The organism is Rubrivivax gelatinosus (assembly GCF_004340905.1).
Taxonomy (GTDB): domain Bacteria; phylum Pseudomonadota; class Gammaproteobacteria; order Burkholderiales; family Burkholderiaceae_C; genus Rubrivivax; species Rubrivivax gelatinosus.
The window spans coordinates 331,998-352,849 of record NZ_SLXD01000002.1 but is presented as its reverse complement, the minus strand read 5'-3'; the positions used below and the strand labels follow the sequence as shown (position 1 = coordinate 352,849).

Here is a 20,852-nt window from a genome sequence, read left to right as displayed (position 1 = left end):
ACGATACGCCGGCGCACCGCTTCTGGATCGATACAGAGATCCGTCGCCTGGGTCGATACAGCGGCCGCTGCATGCGGCGCCGGAGGCGGCTGCTGTGGCTTACGCGCGCCGGCCGCGCTGCCTAGAGTGCAGCGCATGACCGAACGCCTGCTCCCGACCCTGCCCGCCGCCTGGCGCTCGATTCCCGTGCCGGTGCGCCGGCTGATGCTGGGCGAGCTGTTCGGCCTGCTCGCCGCTGCGGCCATGCACCTGGCGCTGGCCTGGTGGATCAGCCGCGAAGGCGGCGCCGAGGCGCTGGCGCGTTATGGCGCGATCACCGCCTTCGCCGCGCTGCTGGTGACGCCGCTGCTGTCGCCGGCCGGCGATCGCTGGCCCAAGCGCCGGCTGATCCGCCTGGGCAAGCTGGTGCTGGTGCTCGATGCGCTGGTCATCACGCTGCTGTGCGCGGCCGGCGTCTACGACCTGGGGCTGATCTGCGCCTGCAGCCTGCTGTCGGTGGCGGCGACGGCGCTGCTCTGGCCGGCCGAAGCCAGCATCCTGCCCGAGCTGCTGCCGGCGGAGGAACTGCCGGCGGCGATCCGCTTGCGCCGCGGCGCCCAGGCGCTGGGCGGGCTGCTGGGGCCTGGGCTGGGCGGCGTCGTGCTCGCCGGCGCCGGGCTGGAGGCGGCGATGGTGCTGAACCTGATGCTGTTCGTCTTCGCCGCGCTGGCGGCCTGGAACGTCGGCTCGGCCCGGCGCCCGGCCGGCGCGGCGCCGAGCCGCGGCTGGTTCGACGAGATGGCGGCCGGCCTGCGCGCCAAGTGGCGGGTGCGGCTGGACCGCTGGTGGACGCTGGTCGGCGCCTTGATGATGATGTGCCTGCTGCCGGCCACCGGGCTGCTGCTGCCGCTGCGCATCCAGGGGCTGGGGCTGTCGGCGGCCTGGTTCGGCGCCTGCAGCGCGGCGATGTCGCTGGGGCTGCTGGCCGGCGTCGCCGGGCTGGCGCCGGCGCTGATCGAGCGCGCCGGGCGGGTCAGGGCCCTCGCCCTCGCGGTTCAGGCCTGCGCGCTGGCGATCGCCGGCATCGGCCTGTGCCGCTGGGCGCCGGGGCTGGTCGCGCTGTTCGCCGTCATCGGCCTGGGCATGTCGGTGACGCAGCTCGTCGGCCAGACGCACCGCATGCTGGCGATGCCCGAGGACTACCGCGCCCGGATGAGCGCCGCGCACCTGGCGATCGCCCACCTCGCCGCGACGCTGGCGCCGGCGCTGGGCGGCGCGCTGCTGGGCATCGCCGAGGTACCGGCGGTCTACCTGCTGCTGGCCGCGGGCTTCGCCGCCAGCGGCCTGCTGCTGATGGCCGTGCCGGGGCTGGCGCTGTTCCTGCGCCAGGACCACGAGGGCGCGCGTGGCTGGTACGCGCGCCACTTCCCCGAGGCCTTCACTCCAGGCGGATGCCGGCCTTCCTGACGATCGGCCCGTAGGCGGCGAAGTCGCGCTGCATCGCGACGCGGAACTGGTCCGGCGTGCCCGGCCGCGGCTCGATGCCCAGCACGGCGAGCTTGTCGCGCACCGCCGGGTCGTTGAGCACCGCGTTGAGTTCGGTGTTCAGGCGCGCGACGATGGCCGGCGGCGTGGCCGCCGGTGCCAGCAGGCCGACCCAGCTGTCGACGACGAAGTCGGGCACGCCGGCTTCGGCGAAGGTCGGCACGTCGGGCAGCGAACTGCTGCGGCGCGCGCTGGACACCGCGATCGCCTTCAGCTTGCCGGCCTTGACGTGGGCGTGCGCGCCGGCGACGGCGGTGTAGACCAGCGGGATCGCGCCGCCCATCACGTCGGTCATCGCCTGGCCACCGCCCTTGTAGGGCACGTGTTCGAGCCGCGCGCCGGTGCGCTGCGCCAGCATCTCGCCGGCGACGTGCGGCGTGCCGCCGATGCCCGAGGTGCCGTAGGCCAGCGGCTGGGTCTTCGACAGCGCGATGACGTCCTGCAGCGTGTTCGCCGGCAGCGAGGGGTGGGCGACGAGGATCAGCGTCGCGTCGCCGATCTTGCCGACCGGCACGAAGTCCTTCTGCGTGTCGAACGGCACCTTGGCGAAGATGTGCGGGTTGATGACCAGCGTGCCGTCGAAGCCCAGCAGCAGCGTGTAGCCGTCGGCCGGCGCCTGCGCCGCCTGGGCGCTGCCGATGTTGCCGCTGGCGCCGGGCTTGTTGTCGACGACGACCTGCTGGCCCAGGCGGCGGCCCAGCGCGTCGGCGATCAGCCGGCCGCTGGCGTCGGTGACGCCGCCGGGCACGAAGGGCACGATCAGCCGGATCGGCTTGTTGGGGTAGGGCGCCTGCGCGCTCGCAGGGCCGGCCAGCGCTGCCAGCGCCAGGCCGGCGGCCAGGGCCGCCAGCGTTCGGCGGCGGTTCGTCGTCTTGTGCATCGTCGTCTCCTCTTGTCGTTTGGTGTTCAGTCCTCGGCCCAGCGGCGCTCGAAGGCGTGCACCTCCGGGAAGCCCATCAGCGTGGTCAGCGTGCCGAAGTCCATCAGCGGCTGCGCCATGCCGGCGCTCGAACCGTGTTCGCGCAGGTGGCGGTAGACGGCGCGCATCGCCTGCGTCGCCGCCAGCAGCGCGCTGACCGGGAAGATCGCGATGCGGTAGCCCAGCGCCTCCAGTTCGGCGCGCGCCAGCACGGGCGTGCGCCCGCCTTCGACCATGTTGGCCAGCAGCGGCCGGTCGACCGCCTGGCCGATGCGGCGCATCTCGTCGACGCTCTCGGGCGACTCGACGAACAGGATGTCGGCGCCGGCACGCGCATAGGCCTCGGCGCGGCGCAAGGCCTCGTCCAGGCCGAGCGTGGTGCGCGCGTCGGTGCGCGCGATGATCAGGAAGTCGGCGCTGCGGCGCGCGTCAGCGGCGACGCGGATCTTCTTCACCATCTCGTCGGCCGGCACGACGCGGCGGCCGGGCGTGTGGCCGCACTTCTTCGGCGACTCCTGGTCCTCGAGCTGGATGGCCTGGGCGCCGGCCGCCTCGTAGCCGCGCACCGTGTGCGCGACGTTGAGCAGGCCGCCGTAGCCGGTGTCGCCGTCGGCGATCAGCGGCGTGCGCGCCAGCGAGGCCATCTGGCGCACGCGGCCGAGCATGTCGGTGTAGGTCGCCAGGCCGGCGTCGGGCAGCCCGAGATGGCTGGCCACGGTGCCGAAGCCGGTCATGTAGAGCGCGTCGAAACCGAGCGCGTCGGCCTGGCGCAGCGAGACCATGTCGTGCACGCCGGGCGCGACGACGAGGCCGGGTTGCTGCAGCCGCTGGCGCAGCGTCGGGGGAGGGGGCAGGGTGGGCGTGTCCATGCCCGCCATGGTGCAGAGCCCGTGCCACGCCGGGTTTGTCCCAGGCGCCGAACGCAAGTGCTTGTCGCGCCTGACGTTGCCGACTCAGGGTTGTCGCGCTGGTGTTGCACGCAACGCCACTGCAACACTGCTGCAACGCCGGAGCCTTGATGAGCCTGCCCCGACTCTGTTTCCTGTCCTACCCCGCGCTGCGCCACTTCGCCGCGCCGGTGGTCGCCGAGTACGCCGGCCGGGCGCGCATCGAGGTCGTCGACGGTGCCTTCGACGCCGCGCTGGCGGCAGCACGCGCGCGCCTGGCGCGGCGTGCGGTCGACGTCTTCGTCAGCGCCGGCGCCAATGCCAGCCTGATCCGCCGCCACCTGCCGGCGCCGGTGGCGACCATCCAGGCCGGCGGCTTCGACATCCTGCAGGCGCTGCTGCGCGCGCGCGAGCGCCATCCGCGGGTCGGCGTGCTGCACTACGGCAGCACGATCCCCGAGCTCGACGCCGCCAAGAGCCTGCTGAACCTGGAGATCCGCCAGTGCGCCTACACGACGCCCGAGGAGGCGCGGGAGCGGCTGCGCGAGTTGCGCGACGAGGGTTTCCCGGTCGTCGTCGGTTCCAGCCTGGTGCTGGAGTACGCGGCCCAGGCGGGCATCGAAGGCGTGCTCGCCTATTCGCTGGACGGCATCCGGCGCGGTTTCGACGACGCGCTGGAACTGGCGCGTGTCGCCCGGCTGGAGGCCGGACGCACCGGCCAGCTCAACGCCGTGCTGCAGCATCTGCAGGACGCGGTGCTGGCCGTCGACCGCCACGGTGTCGTCACCGCCGCCAACCCGGCGATGCAGCGGGCGCTGGGCGAGCCGGTGCTGGCCCTGGTCGGGCGCACGCTCGACGCCCTGCCCGAGGAACTGGCGCTGGCGCCTGTGCTGCGTGGTGCGCCGCCCGACGACGGCAGCGTGCTGCGCCTGAACGGCCGCGACTGGGTTGCGGCGCGCCGGCCGCTGCTGGAGCAGGGTCGCGTCGCCGGCGCGACGCTGACGCTGTACGAGGCCGGCACGATCCACGAAGCCGACAACCGGCTGCGCATCCAGCAGCGCCGGCGCCAGCAGCCCTCGGCACCGCGCACACGCTGGTGTTTCGATGACCTGCTGGGCCAGGCGCCGGCGTTCGTGCGCACGCTGCAGACCGCAGGCCGCTACGCCCGCACCGAACTCGCGATCCTGATCCGCGGCGAGAGCGGCACCGGCAAGGAGTTGCTGGCCCAGGCCATCCACCAGGCCAGCGCGCGCGCCGCGCGGCCCTTCGTCGCGATCAACTGCGCCGCGCTGCCCGAAGGGCTGCTGGAGAGCGAACTCTTCGGCCACGAGGAAGGCGCTTTCACCGGCGCGCGCCGCGGCGGCCAGCGCGGGCTGTTCGAGGCCGCGCACACCGGCACGCTGTTCCTCGACGAGGTCGGCGACATGCCGCTGGCGCTGCAGACGCGGCTGCTGCGGGTGCTGCAGCAGCGCGAGATCCAGCGCCTGGGCTCGACCCTGGCCATTCCCGTCGACGTGCGCGTGATCGCCGCCACCCACCAGCCGCTGGAGCAGATGGTCGCCGGGCGGCGCTTCCGCCACGACCTGCTGCACCGGCTGGACACGCTGCGTCTGGTGCTGCCGCCGCTGCGCGAGCGCCCCGGCGACGTCGCCGCGCTGGCCCAGGCGCTGCTGGCCGACGCGCTGGCGCGCCACGGCTCGCGGCTGGAGGCCGCGCCGCTGCTGTCGCCGTTGCTGCCGGCGCTGGAACGCCATGCCTGGCCGGGCAACGTGCGCGAGCTGGAGAACACGATGGAGCGCCTGGCGGTCTTCGCCTTGCAGGCCGAACGGCTGGAGGACCTGCCGCTGGCCGAGTTCGTGCACGAGTGTCCCGAGGTCTTTGCCGCGGCGCCGCAGGCGTCGGCCGATGGCGCCCTGCCGCGGGCCGAACGCGCCCGACAGGCGCTGGCGCGATGTGGCGGCCGGGCCGGCGACGCCGCGCAGGCGCTGGGCGTCAACCGCAGCACGCTGTGGCGCTGGCTGCGCGAGCCGCCTGGACCGTGCGCGGGGCAGGGGGAATCCTAGTGTTCACCCTGATGGGGTTCGCCCAAAATAGAACGATCGTTCGATTCCTGGGGGTTCCGGCCGGCGCGTCTGGAACCCCCCACTAGAATCGTCGGGTAACGTCAACGTCAACTCCCAGGAGCTGAGGCATGAAGGTGCTGGTCCCCGTCAAGCGGGTGGTCGATTACAACGTCAAGGTCCGCGTGAAGAGCGACGGCACCGGGGTCGACATCGCCAACGTCAAGATGAGCATGAACCCCTTCGACGAGATCGCCGTCGAGGAGGCCGTTCGTCTGAAGGAGAAGGGCGTCGCGACCGAGATCGTCGCCGTGTCCTGCGGCGTCACGCAGTGCCAGGAGACGCTGCGCACCGCGATGGCGATCGGTGCCGACCGCGCCATCCTCGTCGAGACCACCGAAGAGCTGCAGCCGCTGGCCGTCGCCAAGCTGCTGAAGGCGCTGGTCGACAAGGAGCAGCCGGGCCTCGTCATCGTCGGCAAGCAGGCGATCGACGACGACGCCAACCAGACCGGCCAGATGCTGGCCGCGCTCGCCGGCCTGGCGCAAGGTGCCTTCGCCAGCAAGATCGAGATCGCCGACGGCCGCGCCAAGATCACGCGCGAAATCGACGGTGGTGCCGAGACCGTCGACCTGAAGCTGCCGGCCGTCGTCACCGCCGACCTGCGCCTGAACGAGCCGCGCTACGTCACGCTGCCCAACATCATGAAGGCCAAGAAGAAGCCGCTGGAGGTCGTCAAGCCGGCCGATCTGGGCGTCGACGTGACGCCGCGGCTGAAGACGCTGAAGGTCAGCGAGCCACCCAAGCGCGGCGCCGGCGTCAAGGTGCCCGATGTCGCGACGCTCGTCGCGAAGCTCAAGAACGAAGCCAAGGTGATCTGAAGATGCCCGTCCTCGTCATTGCCGAACACGACAACGCGACCATCAAGGGCGCGACCCTGAACACCGTCACCGCGGCGCTGGCCTGCGGCGGTGACGTGCACGTGCTGGTCGCCGGCGAGAACGCCGCCGGCGCCGCCCAGGCCGCGGCGCAGATCGCCGGTGTCGCCAAGGTGCTGCACGCCGACGGCGCGGCGCTGGCCCACGGCCTGGCCGAGAACCTGTCGGCCCAGGTCGTCGCCGTCGCCAAGGACTACAGCCACGTGCTGTTCCCCTCGACCGCCGGCGGCAAGAACGTCGCCCCGCGCGTGGCCGCGCTGCTCGACGTCGCCCAGATCAGCGACGCGACGAAGATCGTCTCGGCCGACACCTTCGAGCGCCCGTTCTACGCCGGCAACGCCATCGCCACGGTGCAGAGCGCCGACCCGGTCAAGGTGATCACGGTGCGCACCACCGGCTTCGACGCCGCGGCGGCGACTGGCGGCAGCGCCGCGATCGAGTCCGTCCCGGCCGTGGCCGACGCCGGCCTGTCGGTCTACGTCGGCAGCGAGATCGCCGCCAGCGACCGGCCCGAGCTGACCGCCGCGAAGATCATCGTCTCCGGCGGCCGCGCGCTGGGTTCGAGCGACAAGTTCAACGAGGTGCTGCTGCCGCTGGCCGACAAGCTGGGCGCCGCGCTCGGCGCCAGCCGCGCCGCGGTCGACGCCGGTTACGCGCCCAACGACTGGCAGGTCGGCCAGACCGGCAAGATCGTCGCGCCGCAGCTCTACATCGCCGCCGGCATCAGCGGTGCGATCCAGCACCTGGCCGGCATGAAGGACAGCAAGGTCATCGTCGCGATCAACAAGGATCCGGAGGCCCCGATCTTCAGCGTCGCCGACTACGGCCTGGAGGCGGACCTGTTCACCGCGGTGCCGGAACTGGTCGCCGCCCTGTGAACCTGAACTGATTCGTCCCTCAGGCGCCGTCCGCGGCGCCTTTTTTCCATCTGGAGACCCACAATGACCTACCGTGCCCCGGTGAAGGACATGCTGTTCGTGATGAAGGAGCTGGCCGGCATCGACGCCGTCGCCGCGCTGCCCGGATTCGAGGACGCCGGACTGGATACCGCTGCCGCCGTGCTGGAGGAGTGCGCGCGTTTCAACGAGGACGTCGTCGCCCCGCTGAACCGTGAAGGCGACGTCAGGCCGTCGAACTTCGCCGACGGCCAGGTGCACGCGACGCCCGGCTTCAAGCAGGCCTTCCACCAGTTCGCCGAAGCCGGCTGGCAGGGGCTGCAGCACCCGGTGGAGTTCGGCGGTCAGGGCCTGCCCAAGCTGATCGGCGCGGCCTGCGGCGAGATGGTCAACAGCGCCAGCATCGCCTTCGCGCTGTGCCCGCTGCTCAGCGACGGCGCGATCGAGGCGCTGCTGACCGCCGGCAGCCACGAGATGCAGCAGGCCTACATCCCGAACCTGATCTCGGGGCGCTGGACCGGCACGATGTGCCTGACCGAGCCGCAGGCCGGCAGCGACCTGTCGCTGGTGCGCACGCGCGCCGAGCCGCAGGGCGACGGCACGTACAAGCTCTTCGGCACGAAGATCTTCATCACCTGGGGCGAACACGACATGGCCGAGAACATCGTCCACCTCGTGCTCGCACGCGTGGCCGGTGCGCCCGAGGGCGTGAAGGGCATCTCGCTGTTCGTCTGCCCGAAGCACCTTCCCGACGGCACGCGCAACGACGTGCACTGCGTCAGCATCGAACACAAGCTGGGCATCAAGGCCAGCCCAACGGCAGTACTGCAGTTCGGTGACCAAGGCGGCGCGGTGGCTCAGCTCGTCGGCCAGGAGAACCGCGGCCTCGAGTACATGTTCATCATGATGAACGCCGCGCGCTTCGGCGTCGGCGTGCAGGGCATCGCGCTGGCCGAACGCGCCTACCAGCAGGCCGTGGCCTACGCCCGCGACCGCGTGCAGAGCCGCCCGGTCGACGGCTCGACGCCGGGGGCTTCGGCCATCATCCGCCACCCTGACGTGCGCCGCATGCTGATGACGATGCGTGCCCACACCGAAGGCTGCCGCGCGATGGCGCTGGTGGCCGCGGCCGCCTACGACGCCGCGCATGCGCATCCGGACGACGCCGCGCGCCAGCAGAACCAGGCCTTCTACGAGTTCCTGGTGCCGCTGGTGAAGGGCCTGTCCACCGAGATGAGCCTGGACGTCGCCAGCCTGGGCGTGCAGGTGCACGGCGGCATGGGCTTCATCGAGGAGACCGGCGCCGCCCAGCACCTGCGCGACGCCAAGATCCTGACGATCTACGAAGGCACGACGGCGATCCAGGCCAACGACCTGGTCGGCCGCAAGACGGCGCGCGACCGCGGCGCCACGGCGCGTGCGATCGCCGCGCGGATCGAAGCCACCGAAGGCGAGCTCGCGGCCTCCGGCAGCGCCGCCGCGCTGGCGATGGCGCGCCACCTGGGCGCCGCGCGCCGTGCCTTCCTCGACGTCGTCGACTTCGTGCTCGCCAAGGTGAAGAGCGAGCCGAACGCCGTGTTCTCCGGCAGCGTGCCCTACCTGATGCTGGCCGGCACCGCGGTCGCGGGCTGGCAGATGGCGCGCGCGCTGCTCGTCGCCGAACAGCGCCTCGCCGCCGGCGAGGACCCCGAGTTCATGAAGGCCAAGATCGCCACCGCACGCTTCTATGGCGACCACCTGCTGGTGCGCTGCGGCGGGCTGCGCGACGCGATCGTCGACGGTGCCGAATCGGTCACCGCGCTCGAGCTGGAGGCCTTCTGATGCTGCCGCCCGTGCTGCAACACCTGGCGCTGCCGGTCATCGGCTCGCCGCTGTTCATCATCAGCAACCCCAAGCTCGTCATCGAGCAGTGCAAGGCCGGCATCGTCGGCTCGATGCCGGCGCTTAACGCCAGGCCGGCCTCGCAGCTCGACGAGTGGCTGGCCGAGATCACCGAGACGCTGGCCGCCTGGGACCGCGACCACCCCGGGCGCAAGTCGGCGCCGTTCGCGATCAACCAGATCGTGCACAAGAGCAACGACCGGCTCGAGCACGACCTGGAGGTCTGCGCGCGCTACAAGGTGCCGCTGGTCATCACCTCGCTGGGTGCACGCAGCGACCTCAACGCCGCGGTGCACGCCTGGGGCGGCCTCGTGCTGCACGACGTCATCAACAACGCCTTCGCGCACAAGGCGGTGGAGAAGGGCGCCGACGGCCTGATCGCGGTGGCCGCCGGCGCCGGCGGCCATGCCGGCGTCAAGAGCCCGTTCGCGCTGATCCAGGAGATCCGCGCCTGGTTCGACGGGCCGCTGGCGCTGTCGGGCTCGATCGCCACCGGCGACGCGGTGCTGGCCGCGCAGGCGATGGGCGCCGACCTGGCCTACATCGGCTCGGCCTTCATCGCCACCGAGGAGGCGCGTGCCGCCGACGCCTACAAGCAGTGCATCGTCGACTGCGACAGCGACGACATCGTCTATTCCAACCTCTTCACCGGCGTGCACGGCAACTACCTGAAGCCGTCGATCCGCAACGCCGGGCTGGACCCGGATCACCTGCCCGAGAGCGACCCGTCGAAGATGAACTTCGGCGGCGACGGCGCCAAGGCCTGGAAGGACATCTGGGGCTGCGGCCAGGGGATCGGCGCCGTGAAGGCGGTGCTGCCGGCCGGCGAACTGGTCGCGCGGCTCAAGCGCGAGTACGACGCGGCGCGGGGCCGCCTGGGCCTGGCGGACTGAGTCGGCCCCGCCGGGCTCAACGGGCCGGGTCGCCGTCCGCGGCGTCGCCGGCCCGTTTCGCGTCCAGCACCTCGTAGTCGGCGTCGCAGCCGACGCCCGCGGCGATCCAGCGCCGCGCCAGCCGCGTCGCCCAGGCCGAGGGCAGCCACGGCAGATGGCGGCCGGGCTCGGCGATCGCGCCGCAGCGGTAGCGGCCGTCGCCCTCCACCCAGACCAGCGCCGCACAGGCGCCGTGGCGGCGGCGCGAGATCCACACGCCCAGCGGGCAGGGCTCGGCGGCGCAGCAGACGCCGCAGCCGTTGCAGGGCTCGCCGGTCGCCGGCTTGGGCGGCGCCTCGGGCACGAGCAGGATGCGGCGGGTGGACATGGCGGGCGCAGTGTGCGCCCGGATGGCGGGCCGCCAAGCGCCGATGAAGACCGCCCCCGCGTGCCATTTGCCACGCCGGGCCCGAAGCCGCCCGGGTTTGCGCTGGCTCAGATCACCCCACTCGAATCCAGTACAAGTGCTAAAGTCCTCCGCTGGATACGGAACGTGTCTGGTCCTTCCCGTCCCCTTGCTGAGTCAGATGTGCAGCAAGGCGGGTCGCAATCCGCCAACCGGTGAAGCCGGGGCCGCGGAAGGTTGATCAACCCATCGTAGCCCTGGGAACCGGGGCGAAAGGTGCGCGAGAGATGATGCAGCAGTACAGGTCGAATTCGTACCTGTTCGGGGGCAATGCCCCGTACGTCGAGGAACTCTACGAGGCCTACCTCGACAACCCCGGCAGCGTGCCCGACAACTGGCGCGCCTACTTCGACAACCTCCAGCACGTGCCCGCGGTCGACGGCTCCGACAGCCGCGACGTCGCCCACGCCCCGGTCGTCGAATCCTTCGCCCAGCGCGCCAAGGCCAACGCCTTCGCGCTCAAGGCCAGCGCCAGCGACCTTGCCGTCGCGCGCAAGCAGGTCCACGTCCAAAGCCTGATCGCGGCCTACCGCGTTCTCGGCTCGCGCTGGGCCGACCTGGATCCGCTCAAGCGCACCGAGCGCGCCAGGATCCCCGAGCTCGAGCCCGGGTTCTACGACCTCAGCGAGTCGGACATGGACATCATGTTCTCGGCCGCGAACACGTATTTCAGCAAGGCCGAGAACATGAGCCTGCGGGAGATCCTGCAGGCCCTGCGCGAGACCTACTGCGGCACGATCGGCGTCGAGTTCATGCACGGCACCGACCCGACCGAGAAGCGCTGGTGGCAGGAGCGCCTGGAGTCCTCGCGCAGCAAGCCCAACCTCACGGCCGAGGAAAAGAAGCACATCCTCGAGCGCCTGACCGCCGCCGAAGGCCTGGAGCGCTACCTGCACACCAAGTACGTCGGCCAGAAGCGTTTCTCGCTCGAAGGCGGCGAGAGCTTCATTGCCTCGATGGACGAGCTCGTGCAGCGCGCCGGCGAGAAGGGCGTGCAGGAGATCGTCATCGGCATGGCCCACCGCGGCCGCCTGAACGTGCTCGTCAACACCCTGGGCAAGATGCCCAAGGACCTGTTCGCCGAGTTCGACCACACCGCGCCCGAGGCGCTGCCGTCCGGCGACGTCAAGTACCACCAGGGCTTCTCCAGCGACGTCACCACCGTCGGCGGCCCGGTCCACCTGAGTCTTGCCTTCAATCCTTCGCACCTCGAGATCGTCAACCCGGTCGTCGAAGGTTCGGCCAAGGCCCGCATGGACCGCCGCGGCGACCCGATGGGCAACCAGGTCCTGCCGGTGCAGGTGCACGGCGACGCGGCCTTCGCCGGCCAGGGCGTCGTGATGGAGACGCTGGCGCTGGCCAAGACGCGCGGCTACTTCACCGGCGGCACGGTGCACCTGGTCGTCAACAACCAGATCGGCTTCACGACCAGCGACCCGCGCGACAGCCGCTCGACGCTGTACTGCTCGGACGTCGTCAAGATGATCGAGGCGCCGGTGCTGCACGTGAACGGCGACGACCCCGAGGCCGTCGTGCTCTGCACCCAACTGGCGATGGACTACCGCCAGCAGTTCAAGAAGGACGTCGTCGTCGACATCGTCTGCTTCCGCAAGCTCGGCCACAACGAACAGGACACGCCGAGCCTGACGCAGCCGCTGATGTACAAGAAGATCGCCCAGCACCCGGGCACGCGCAAGCTCTATGGCGACAAGCTGGTCGCCCAGGGCGTGCTGCAGGCCGATGGCCCGGACCAGATGGTCAAGGCCTTCCGCGCCGCGATGGACGAGGGCCGGCACACGATCAACCCGGTGCTGACCAACTTCAAGAGCAAGTACGCGGTCGACTGGGTGCCCTACCTCGGCAAGAAGTGGACCGACGCCGCCGATACCGCGTTGCCGCTGGCCGAAGTCAAGCGCCTGGCCGAACGCGTGACGACGGTGCCGCCGACCTTCAAGCTGCATCCGCTGGTCGAGAAGGTGCTGGCCGACCGCGCCGCGATGGGCCGCGCCGAGATCAACGTCGACTGGGGCATGGGCGAGACGCTGGCCTACGCGTCGCTGGTCGCCAGCGGCTACGCGGTGCGCCTGTCGGGCGAGGACTGCGGGCGCGGTACCTTCACCCACCGCCACTCGGTGCTGCACGACCAGAACCGCGAGAAGTGGGACATCGGCACCTACGTGCCGCTGCAGAACGTCGCCGAGGGCCAGGCGCCGTTCGTCGTCATCGACTCCATCCTGTCGGAAGAAGCGGTGCTCGGCTTCGAGTACGGCTACGCCTCGGCCGAGCCGAACACGCTGACGATCTGGGAAGCCCAGTTCGGCGACTTCGCCAACGGCGCGCAGGTCGTCATCGACCAGTTCATCGCCTCCGGCGAGGTGAAGTGGGGCCGCGCCAACGGCCTGGTGATGCTGCTGCCGCACGGCTACGAAGGCCAGGGCCCCGAGCACAGCTCGGCGCGCCTGGAGCGCTTCATGCAGCTGGCCGCCGACAACAACATGCAGATCGTGCAACCCACCTCGGCCAGCCAGATCTTCCACCTGCTGCGCCGCCAGATGGTGCGCCCGTTCCGCAAGCCGCTGGTGATCTTCTCGCCGAAATCGCTGCTGCGCGCCAAGGACGCGACCTCGCCGCTCACCGAGTTCACGCGCGGCGAGTTCCGCACCGTGATGACCTCGCTGCACCCGGAGGCCGAGGCCGACAAGGTCAAGCGTGTCGTCTGCTGCTCGGGCAAGGTGGTCTACGACCTGATCCGAAAGCGCGAGGAGAAGAAGGCCGCCGACACCGCGATCATCCGCGTCGAGCAGCTCTATCCGTTCCCGCACAAGGCCTTCGCGGCCGAGATGAAGCGTTTCCCGAACGCCACCGAGGTCGTGTGGTGCCAGGACGAGCCGCAGAACCAGGGCGCGTGGTTCTTCGTGCAGCACTACGTGCACGAGAACATGCTCGACGGCCAGAAGCTGGGTTACGCCGGCCGGCCGCCGTCCGCCTCGCCCGCGGTCGGCTACTCGCACCTGCACCAGGAGCAGCAGAAGGCGCTGCTCGAGCAGGCCTACGGGAAGCTGAAAGGCTTCGTGTTGACCAAGTGAGCGCGTGCCGGGTGCGCCGTGTGGCAGCGCCCGGCCTCGCCGCGTGGTCGACGGCCTGCACGGCCCACTCGCCCCGCGGTGCCCCGAACAAGACACCGAGATAGACCATGGCAATCGTTGAAGTGAAGGTCCCGCAACTGTCCGAATCGGTCGCGGAAGCCACCCTGCTGCAATGGAAGAAGAAGCCCGGCGACGCCGTCGCCGCCGATGAGATCCTGATCGAGATCGAGACCGACAAGGTCGTGCTCGAAGTGCCGGCGCCGGCCGCCGGCGTGCTGGCCGAACTCGTCGAGGCCGATGGCGCCACCGTCGCCAGCGACCAGCTGATCGCGAAGATCGACACCGAGGCCAAGGCCGGCGCCGCCGCGCCCGCGGCCGCAGCCCCCGCGCCGGCCGCTTCCGCCCCGGCGCCCGCAGCCGCCGCCCCCGCCGGCGGCGGTTCCAAGGCCGGCGTCGCGATGCCGGCCGCCGCCAAGCTGATGGCCGACAACAACCTCGCCTCCGGCTCGGTGCCGGGCACCGGCAAGGACGGCCGCGTCACCAAGGGCGACGTGCTCGGCGCGCTGGCCGCGCCCGCCGTGCCCAAGGCCGCCGCGCCGGTCGCCGCACCCGCCGCCCCGGCCGTGGCCAAGCCGCTGCCGCCGGTGGCCGCGCCCGCGGTCAACCTCGGCGAGCGCCCCGAGCAGCGCGTGCCGATGTCGCGCCTGCGTGCCCGCGTCGCCGAACGCCTGCTGCAGTCGCAGGCCACCAACGCCATCCTGACGACCTTCAACGAGGTCAACATGGCGCCGCTGATGGAGATGCGCAAGCGCTTCCAGGAGCGTTTCGAGAAGGAGCACGGCGTCAAGCTCGGCTTCATGTCCTTCTTCGTCAAGGCCGCGGTCGCGGCGCTGAAGAAGTACCCGGTGCTCAACGCCTCGGTCGACGGCAACGACATCGTCTACCACGGCTACTTCGACATCGGCATCGCTGTCGGCTCGCCGCGCGGCCTGGTGGTGCCGATCCTGCGCAACGCCGACCAGATGTCGTTTGCCGACATCGAGAAGAAGATCGCCGAGTACGGCGCCAAGGCGCGCGACGGCAAGCTGTCGATCGAGGACCTCTCCGGCGGCACCTTCTCGATCAGCAACGGCGGCGTGTTCGGCTCGATGCTGTCGACGCCGATCATCAACCCGCCGCAGAGCGCCATCCTCGGTGTGCACGCGACGAAGGACCGTGCCGTCGTCGAGAACGGCCAGATCGTCGTGCGCCCGATGAACTACCTGGCGATGTCCTACGACCACCGCATCATCGACGGCCGCGAGGCCGTGCTGGGGCTGGTGGCGATGAAGGAAGCGCTGGAAGACCCGTCGCGCCTGCTGTTCGACATCTGACCCGCACGATGAGCCTGGCCGACGAACTCTCGCGCCTGGACGAACTGCGCCAGCGCGGCGTGCTGAGCGACGACGAGTTCGCGCGCGCCAAGGCGCGCCTGCTCGACGGCCCGGCGGCCGCGCCGGCCGTGGGCGCCGTCAACCGTCTGCGCCGCAGCCGAGCCGACCGCTGGCTCGGTGGCGTCTGCGGCGGCCTGGCGCGCGCCACCGGCGTCGAGAGCTGGATCTGGCGCCTCGTCACCCTCGGCCTGGCCTTCTTCGGCGGCACCGGCGTGCTGCTGTACCTGCTGCTGTGGATCTTCGTGCCCGAGGATCCCGTCTAGAAAGACCTCATGTCCAAGAACTTCGACGTCATCGTCATCGGCGGCGGCCCGGGCGGCTACATCGCCGCGATCCGCGCCGCCCAGCTGGGCTTTGCCACCGCCTGCATCGACGAGTGGAAGAACGACAAGGGCGGCCCGGCCCCGGGCGGCACCTGCACCAACGTCGGCTGCATCCCGAGCAAGGCGCTGCTGCAGTCCAGCGAGCACTACGAGCACGCCGCCAAGCACTTTGCCGAGCACGGCATCGGCCTGAAGAGCCTGTCCATCGATGTCGCGAAGATGGTCGCGCGCAAGGACCAGGTCGTGAAGCAGAACAACGACGGCATCCTCTACCTGTTCAAGAAAAACAAGGTGAGCTTCTTCCACGGCCGCGGTTCGTTCGTGAAGGCGGTCGACGGCGGCTGGGAGATCGCCGTCGGCGAGGACGTGCTGACCGCCAAGCAGGTCGTCGTCGCCACCGGCTCCAGCGCCCGCGCGCTGCCCGGCCTGCCCTTCGACGAGGACAAGATCCTCAGCAACGACGGCGCGCTGCGCATCGGTGCGGTGCCCAAGAAGCTGGGCGTCATCGGCGCCGGCGTCATCGGCCTGGAGATGGGTTCGGTCTGGCGCCGCCTGGGCGCCGAGGTGCAGGTGCTCGAGGCGCTGCCGGCCTTCCTGGGCGCGGCCGACGAGCAGATCGCCAAGGAAGCGCAGAAGGCGTTCGCCAAGCAGGGCCTGAAGGTCGAGCTGGGCGTGAAGATCGGCGAGATCAAGACCGGCGCCAAGGGCGTCAGCGTCGCCTACGCCGACGCCAAGGGCGCCGAGAAGACGCTGGACGTCGACAAGCTGATCGTCTCGATCGGCCGGGTGCCGAACACGACCGGGCTGAACGCCGAGGCCGTGGGCCTGAAGCTCGACGAGCGCGGCGCGATCGTCGTCGACGACGAGTGCCGCACCAACCTGCCGGGCGTGTGGGCGGTCGGCGACGTCGTGCGCGGGCCGATGCTGGCGCACAAGGCCGAGGAAGAGGGCGTCGCGGTCGCCGAGCGCATCGCCGGCCAGCATGGCCACGTCGACTTCGGCCTGATCCCCTGGGTGCTCTACACCAGCCCCGAGATCGCCTGGGTCGGCAAGACCGAGCAGCAGCTCAAGGCCGAAGGCCGCGCCTACAAGGCCGGCACCTTCCCCTTCCTGGCCAACGGCCGCGCGCGTGCGCTGGGCGACACGACCGGCATGGTCAAGTTCCTCGCCGACGCCACGACCGACGAGATCCTCGGCGTGCACATCGTCGGCCCGATGGCCAGCGAGCTGATCGCCGAGGCCTGCGTCGCGATGGCCTTCAAGGCCAGCAGCGAGGACATCGCGCGCATCTGCCACGCCCACCCCTCGCTCGCCGAGTCGGTGAAGGAAGCGGCGCTCGCCGTCGACAAGCGCACGCTGAACTTCTGATGCCGCCTGGCGGCGCGGCGACTGCGGCCGGGGCTTCGCCCTACGCGCAGCGCCTGGATGCGTTGCGTCGCGCCTTTGCCCTGGGCCGCGTGGAAGCCGCCAGCCCCGAGGTGCAGGCGCTGCACGACGAGGCGCTGGCCGGCGGCGCCTGGCGCGACGCCGGCGAGGCGGCGCTGCTGCTGGCCAAGGGCCACGCCAACCGCGAGCAGCCGCTGCCGGCCCAGCAATGGGCCGAGCGCGCCGCCGAACACGCCTTGCGCGCCGGTGCCGGCGAGCTGGAGGCCTCGGCCTGGGTGCTGCTGGCCTCGGAGCGGGCCCGCGCGCTGCAGCCGGTGCCGGCGATGCAGGCCGTCGGCCACGTGCTGCGTCGCATGGCCGACGTCGACGACGTGCGCGCGGTGATCACCGTCTTCACCGGCGTCACGCTGGCCTTCGAGGCGCTGGGCCTCGACCTGCACGCCCTGGATTCGGCGCGACGCGCGCTGCAGGCCGGCCTGGCGCTGGCCGACGACGCGATCCTGCTGCGCCTGCGGATCAACGTCGTGCACAGCGGCCTGCATGCCTGGGACCAGCTCCACGAGGTCGACGCCGACAAGGCGGCGGCGCTGCTGGACGAGCTGCGCTGGCCGCTGGAAGCGATCGACCGCACGACGGCCGAACTGGCCGCTCTCGGCCTGCCGGGGCGCACCAGCCACGACTTCCTGCGCGCTGGCTGGCTGGTGCGTGCCGGCGATGACGGCGCGGCTGCCCCGCTGCTGCAGGCGCTGGTCGACGAGGCTCGCGACATGCCGCCGGGGCTGATGGCCGAGTGCTGGCTGCTGCATGGCGAGCTGCTGCGCCGGCGCGGCGAGCACGGATCCCGCTCGGCGGCCTGCGCGCTGGAGCTGGCGGAACGTTTTGCCGACGAAGGTTCGGTCTGGCTGCGCCGCCGCGCACGTGCCGAAGACCTGGCGGGTCGTCCCGACGCCGCGCTGCCGCTGCTGCTGCGCGGCCACGCGCGCCAGATGGCCTCGGTGCGCGCGGCGCTGGACGCGCGTGTCGACGAGCTCGCCGCACGCCTCGTGGACCTGCAGCTGCGCGACGAGAACCGCCGGCTGCGCGCCCACAACCAGGGCCTGCAGGACGACGTGCGCCAGTTCAGCCGCCTGGCCGAAACCGATGCGCTGACCGGGCTGCCCAACCGGCGTGCGCTCGAAGCCGAGTTCGAGGCCCGGCGCGGCCTCGGCCCGATGGTCCTGGCGGTGCTCGACCTGGATCACTTCAAACGCATCAACGACCGCTTCTCCCACCCTGTCGGTGACGCCGTGCTGCGCCAGGCGGCGGCGCTGATGGCGGCCTCGCTGCGCGGCCCCGATCTGCTGGCCCGGCTGGGCGGCGAGGAGTTCGTCGCGCTGGCGCCGTTGACACCGGCCGAGGCCGTCGGCGCGTTCGATCGTGTGCGGCGCGCCTTGGCCGAGCACGCCTGGGGCGAGGTCGCCGAGGGGCTGCAGGTCACGGTCAGCATCGGCGTCACGGCGCTGCGACCGAACGAGGATCTGGCCGCGGCGCTGGCGCGCGCCGACGCACTGCTGTACCGCGCCAAACACGAGGGCCGCGACCGGGTCGTGCACGACGCCGGCTAGCATCGCGGTCTTCTTTCTTATCCCATCAGATCTCAGCGAACCGATGAGCGGCGTCCGAGCGTTGTACGAGGCCACCCTGGCCGAACGCGGCTACCAGTCCGACCCGGCGCAGCTGCGCGCCGTCGACGCGCTCGAGCGCTGCGAGCGCGAGTGGGCCGACTACAAGGCACGGCGCGGCAACCGCCTGACCAAGCTGCTGGTGCGCCCGCCGATCCCGCGCGGCGTCTACATGGTCGGCGGCGTCGGCCGCGGCAAGAGCTTCCTGATGGACTGCTTCTTCCAGGCCGTGCCGCTGGTGCGCAAGACGCGGCTGCACTTCCACGAGTTCATGCGCGAGGTGCACCGCGAGCTGCAGGACCTGAAGGGCACGGCCGACCCGCTGGACGAGCTCGGCCGGCGCATCGCGCGGCGCTTTCGCCTGATCTGCTTCGACGAGTTCCACGTCGCCGACGTCACCGACGCGATGATCCTGCACCGGCTGCTGCAGGCGCTGTTCGACAACCGCGTCAGCATCGTCACGACGTCCAACTTCCACCCCGACGGCCTGTACCCCAACGGCCTGCACCGCGACCGCATCCTGCCGGCCATCGAGCTGCTGAAGGCCCGGCTGGAGGTCGTCGACGTCGACGCCGGCATCGACTACCGCCAGCGCACGCTGCAGCACGTCGCCACCTACCACTGCCCGGCCGATGCCGCAGCCGAGCGTGCGCTGGCCGAAGCCTTCGAGCGCCTGGCCGAGGCGCGCGACGAGGACCCGTTGCTGCGCATCGAGCACCGCGAGCTGCGCGCGCGCCGGCGCGCCGGCGGCGTCGTCTGGTTCGACTTCAAGACGCTGTGCGGCGGCCCGCGCTCGCAGAACGACTATCTGGAGCTGGCCTCGCGCTTTCACACGCTGATCCTGTCGGACGTGCCCAGCATGCCGCCGCGGCTGGCCAGCGAGGCGCGGCGCTTCACCTGGCTGGTCGACGTGCTCTACGACCGGCGCGTCAAGTTCCTCGTCTCGGCCGAGGTGCCTCCCGAGGCGCTGTACACCGACGGCCCGCTGGCGCACGAGTTCCCGCGCACCGTCTCGCGGCTGCGCGAGATGCAGTCGGCCGAGTACCTCGGGCTCGAACGCCGCGAGGTCGACACCTCGCTGACCTGAGGTCTTCATGCTCGTGCACACTCGAACGATGCACCGATCCCGTTTCCTGGCGCTGGCCGCGCTGCCGCTGCTGGCCTGTTCGGTACAGGCGTCGCCCGCCTCCGCGGACCTGGACGCCCGCACCGAACGCATGCGCATCGCCGGCGAACGCGCCGCGGCCGAGTCGCGTTACGCCGCCGAGGAGGCGGAGTGCCGTACGCGTTTCGTCGTCACCGCCTGCGTCGACGAGGCCAAGGCGCAGCGCCGTGAGGTGCTGGACCGGCTGCGGCACCAGGAGCTCGTGCTCGACGAGCAGGAGCGGCGCCGGCGCGCCGCGGCGCGGCTGGATGCGATCGAGGCCAAGCAGCGCGAGGCGGCGGCGCGGCCGCCGCTGCCGGCGCAGCCCGCGCCGGTGATCCGCGAGGCGGCGTCGGCCCCGGCGCGCCAGCCGCAGACGCCGTCGGCGCTCGACCGCGCGCAGCGCGCCCGCGAGGAGGCCGCGCGCGCGCAGCGTCGCGCCCAGGCCGCCGAGGATCTGCGCCGGCAGGCGGCCGAGGACCGTGCGCGCATCGCCGCGCGCGAGGCCGAGCGCCGTGCCAAGGACAAGAAACCGTCGACGCCGCTGCCGGCGCGGCCCGAGATCCCGAAGGAGTAGCGGCCCCGGGCGGCGCTACTTCAGCGCCTCGAAGCGCATCAGCGCCAGCGACAGGTTGTCGCCGCCACCGCGTGCGCGCTGCCGGGCCTTGTTGACCAGCATCTCGCCGGCCTCGCGCGGCGGCAGCGCATGCACGATCGCACCCAGTTCCTTGGGCGTGAAGTAATGCCACAGGCCGTCGCTGCACGCCAGCAGCGTGTCGCCGGGCTCGAGCCGCTCGATGCGGCACAGTGCCACCGGCGGGTCGGCGTGCGTGCCCAGGCAGCCCGTCAGCAGGTTGGACTGGGGGTGGTTGTTGGCCGCTTCCTCGGTGAGCTTGCCTTCGTCGATCAGGCGCTGCACGAAGGAGTGGTCGGTCGTGCGCCAGAGCATCTCGGCGCCGCGGAAGTGGTAGACGCGCGAGTCGCCGGCGTGCACGACCTCGCAGCTGAGATCGGGCAGCACCAGGTAGGCGGCCACCGTGCTGTGCGGCTCTTCCTCGGCGGTGATCGCGGTCAGCTTGATCATCAGGTGCGACTCGGTCACCAACTGGCTCAGCATCTGAGCAGCGGCGTCCTCGCTGGGGACGAAACGTTCGAAGAGCTGGCGCGCGGTGAGCTGCACCTGGTCGGCGGCCTTGCGCCCGCCGCTCTTGCCGCCCATGCCGTCGGCGACGACGGCCAGTGCGCAGCCGTTGATGCGCGCATGCGGCACGATGACCACCTGGTCCTGCTGGTAGGCGCGGTCACCCCGGTGCAGGGCGGTGGTGGCGCTGATGCGGAACGCGGACCGGGCGGCAGCGGGGGGCGGCATGCGGCCG

Annotated in this window: 17 protein-coding genes; 13 read left to right on the top strand and 4 right to left on the bottom strand. The window is 71.5% G+C overall.

Annotation, left to right across the window (positions count from 1 at the left end):
• Positions 1-135: 135 nt before the first annotated feature.
• On the top strand, positions 136-1,446 hold the full coding sequence (locus EV684_RS04790) for an MFS transporter (protein WP_132645066.1): 1,311 nt from the start codon (positions 136-138) through the stop codon (positions 1,444-1,446).
• On the opposite strand, the gene EV684_RS04785 is transcribed toward EV684_RS04790, so the two are convergent.
• Positions 1,418-2,404: a Bug family tripartite tricarboxylate transporter substrate binding protein gene (locus EV684_RS04785; protein ID WP_132645065.1), complete on the bottom strand. Its 987-nt coding sequence runs from the start codon at positions 2,402-2,404 to the stop codon at positions 1,418-1,420. The genes EV684_RS04790 and EV684_RS04785 overlap by 29 nt on opposite strands.
• A gap of 26 nt (positions 2,405-2,430) precedes the next feature.
• Positions 2,431-3,312: an isocitrate lyase/PEP mutase family protein gene (locus tag EV684_RS04780; protein ID WP_132645064.1), complete on the bottom strand. Its 882-nt coding sequence runs from the start codon at positions 3,310-3,312 to the stop codon at positions 2,431-2,433.
• A gap of 149 nt (positions 3,313-3,461) precedes the next feature.
• Between EV684_RS04780 and prpR the strand changes: the two genes are divergently transcribed.
• The 5 genes from prpR (at position 3,462) to EV684_RS04755 (ending at position 9,998) form a co-directional block, all read left to right on the top strand.
• Positions 3,462-5,393 (top strand): propionate catabolism operon regulatory protein PrpR, encoded by a 1,932-nt coding sequence (gene prpR / locus EV684_RS04775; protein WP_132645063.1) that lies wholly within the window; start codon positions 3,462-3,464, stop codon positions 5,391-5,393.
• 128 nt (positions 5,394-5,521) lie between these two features.
• Entirely contained in the window at positions 5,522-6,271 is a 750-nt protein-coding gene (locus EV684_RS04770; protein ID WP_132645062.1) for an electron transfer flavoprotein subunit beta/FixA family protein, read from the top strand.
• 2 nt (positions 6,272-6,273) lie between these two features.
• Complete coding sequence (locus tag EV684_RS04765) at positions 6,274-7,206, top strand: electron transfer flavoprotein subunit alpha/FixB family protein (RefSeq protein WP_132645061.1); 933 nt, start codon at positions 6,274-6,276, stop codon at positions 7,204-7,206.
• A 63-nt stretch (positions 7,207-7,269) separates the two neighbouring features.
• Positions 7,270-9,045: an acyl-CoA dehydrogenase gene (locus EV684_RS04760; RefSeq protein ID WP_132645060.1), complete on the top strand. Its 1,776-nt coding sequence runs from the start codon at positions 7,270-7,272 to the stop codon at positions 9,043-9,045.
• Positions 9,045-9,998 (top strand): NAD(P)H-dependent flavin oxidoreductase, encoded by a 954-nt coding sequence (locus EV684_RS04755; RefSeq protein ID WP_132645059.1) that lies wholly within the window; start codon positions 9,045-9,047, stop codon positions 9,996-9,998. The genes EV684_RS04760 and EV684_RS04755 overlap by 1 nt, the downstream gene beginning before the upstream one ends.
• 16 nt (positions 9,999-10,014) lie before the next feature.
• Here EV684_RS04755 and EV684_RS04750 read toward each other — a convergent pair whose 3' ends face one another.
• Positions 10,015-10,365 carry a hypothetical protein gene (locus EV684_RS04750; RefSeq protein ID WP_132645058.1) on the bottom strand — a complete coding sequence of 117 codons (351 nt, stop codon included), beginning with the start codon at positions 10,363-10,365 and terminating at the stop codon, positions 10,015-10,017.
• Positions 10,366-10,670: 305 nt separating this feature from the next.
• Here EV684_RS04750 and EV684_RS04745 point away from each other — a divergent pair, with 305 nt between their 5' ends.
• The 7 genes from EV684_RS04745 (at position 10,671) to EV684_RS04715 (ending at position 20,053) form a co-directional block, all read left to right on the top strand.
• Positions 10,671-13,529 carry a 2-oxoglutarate dehydrogenase E1 component gene (locus EV684_RS04745; protein ID WP_132645057.1) on the top strand — a complete coding sequence of 953 codons (2,859 nt, stop codon included), beginning with the start codon at positions 10,671-10,673 and terminating at the stop codon, positions 13,527-13,529.
• A gap of 107 nt (positions 13,530-13,636) precedes the next feature.
• Positions 13,637-14,902, top strand: coding sequence for a 2-oxoglutarate dehydrogenase complex dihydrolipoyllysine-residue succinyltransferase (gene odhB / locus EV684_RS04740; RefSeq protein ID WP_132645056.1), 1,266 nt, complete (start codon positions 13,637-13,639; stop codon positions 14,900-14,902).
• An 8-nt stretch (positions 14,903-14,910) separates the two neighbouring features.
• Positions 14,911-15,225 carry a PspC domain-containing protein gene (locus EV684_RS04735; RefSeq protein WP_132645055.1) on the top strand — a complete coding sequence of 105 codons (315 nt, stop codon included), beginning with the start codon at positions 14,911-14,913 and terminating at the stop codon, positions 15,223-15,225.
• 9 nt (positions 15,226-15,234) lie between these two features.
• The gene (lpdA, locus tag EV684_RS04730; protein ID WP_132645054.1) at positions 15,235-16,653 is read left to right on the top strand and encodes a dihydrolipoyl dehydrogenase; all 1,419 of its coding nucleotides are present in this window, start codon (positions 15,235-15,237) and stop codon (positions 16,651-16,653) included.
• The gene (locus EV684_RS04725) at positions 16,653-18,275 is read left to right on the top strand and encodes a GGDEF domain-containing protein (RefSeq protein WP_132645053.1); all 1,623 of its coding nucleotides are present in this window, start codon (positions 16,653-16,655) and stop codon (positions 18,273-18,275) included. Before lpdA ends, EV684_RS04725 begins: the two co-directional genes overlap by 1 nt.
• Before the next feature lie 43 nt (positions 18,276-18,318).
• Positions 18,319-19,419, top strand: coding sequence for a cell division protein ZapE (gene zapE, locus EV684_RS04720; RefSeq protein WP_132645052.1), 1,101 nt, complete (start codon positions 18,319-18,321; stop codon positions 19,417-19,419).
• A 28-nt stretch (positions 19,420-19,447) separates the two neighbouring features.
• Positions 19,448-20,053 carry a hypothetical protein gene (locus EV684_RS04715; RefSeq protein WP_132645051.1) on the top strand — a complete coding sequence of 202 codons (606 nt, stop codon included), beginning with the start codon at positions 19,448-19,450 and terminating at the stop codon, positions 20,051-20,053.
• Between the two features lie 15 nt (positions 20,054-20,068).
• On the opposite strand, the gene EV684_RS04710 is transcribed toward EV684_RS04715, so the two are convergent.
• On the bottom strand, positions 20,069-20,845 hold the full coding sequence (locus tag EV684_RS04710) for a PP2C family protein-serine/threonine phosphatase (RefSeq protein WP_132645050.1): 777 nt from the start codon (positions 20,843-20,845) through the stop codon (positions 20,069-20,071).
• Positions 20,846-20,852: the final 7 nt, after the last annotated feature.

Bases quoted from the DNA above. Each gene is read 5' to 3' on its own strand.
- EV684_RS04765 (WP_132645061.1), top strand. From the start codon at position 6,274: ATGCCCGTCCTCGTCATTGCCGAACACGACAACGCGACCATCAAGGGC.
- EV684_RS04755 (WP_132645059.1), top strand. From the start codon at position 9,045: ATGCTGCCGCCCGTGCTGCAACACCTGGCGCTGCCGGTCATCGGCTCG.
- EV684_RS04785 (WP_132645065.1), bottom strand. From the start codon at position 2,404: ATGCACAAGACGACGAACCGCCGCCGAACGCTGGCGGCCCTGGCCGCC.
- lpdA (WP_132645054.1), top strand. From the start codon at position 15,235: ATGTCCAAGAACTTCGACGTCATCGTCATCGGCGGCGGCCCGGGCGGC.
- EV684_RS04710 (WP_132645050.1), bottom strand. From the start codon at position 20,845: ATGCCGCCCCCCGCTGCCGCCCGGTCCGCGTTCCGCATCAGCGCCACC.
- EV684_RS04715 (WP_132645051.1), top strand. From the start codon at position 19,448: ATGCACCGATCCCGTTTCCTGGCGCTGGCCGCGCTGCCGCTGCTGGCC.
- EV684_RS04735 (WP_132645055.1), top strand. From the start codon at position 14,911: ATGAGCCTGGCCGACGAACTCTCGCGCCTGGACGAACTGCGCCAGCGC.
- EV684_RS04780 (WP_132645064.1), bottom strand. From the start codon at position 3,312: ATGGACACGCCCACCCTGCCCCCTCCCCCGACGCTGCGCCAGCGGCTG.
- odhB (WP_132645056.1), top strand. From the start codon at position 13,637: ATGGCAATCGTTGAAGTGAAGGTCCCGCAACTGTCCGAATCGGTCGCG.
- EV684_RS04745 (WP_132645057.1), top strand. From the start codon at position 10,671: ATGATGCAGCAGTACAGGTCGAATTCGTACCTGTTCGGGGGCAATGCC.
- EV684_RS04770 (WP_132645062.1), top strand. From the start codon at position 5,522: ATGAAGGTGCTGGTCCCCGTCAAGCGGGTGGTCGATTACAACGTCAAG.
- EV684_RS04750 (WP_132645058.1), bottom strand. From the start codon at position 10,365: ATGTCCACCCGCCGCATCCTGCTCGTGCCCGAGGCGCCGCCCAAGCCG.
- EV684_RS04790 (WP_132645066.1), top strand. From the start codon at position 136: ATGACCGAACGCCTGCTCCCGACCCTGCCCGCCGCCTGGCGCTCGATT.
- zapE (WP_132645052.1), top strand. From the start codon at position 18,319: ATGAGCGGCGTCCGAGCGTTGTACGAGGCCACCCTGGCCGAACGCGGC.
- prpR (WP_132645063.1), top strand. From the start codon at position 3,462: ATGAGCCTGCCCCGACTCTGTTTCCTGTCCTACCCCGCGCTGCGCCAC.
- EV684_RS04760 (WP_132645060.1), top strand. From the start codon at position 7,270: ATGACCTACCGTGCCCCGGTGAAGGACATGCTGTTCGTGATGAAGGAG.
- EV684_RS04725 (WP_132645053.1), top strand. From the start codon at position 16,653: ATGCCGCCTGGCGGCGCGGCGACTGCGGCCGGGGCTTCGCCCTACGCG.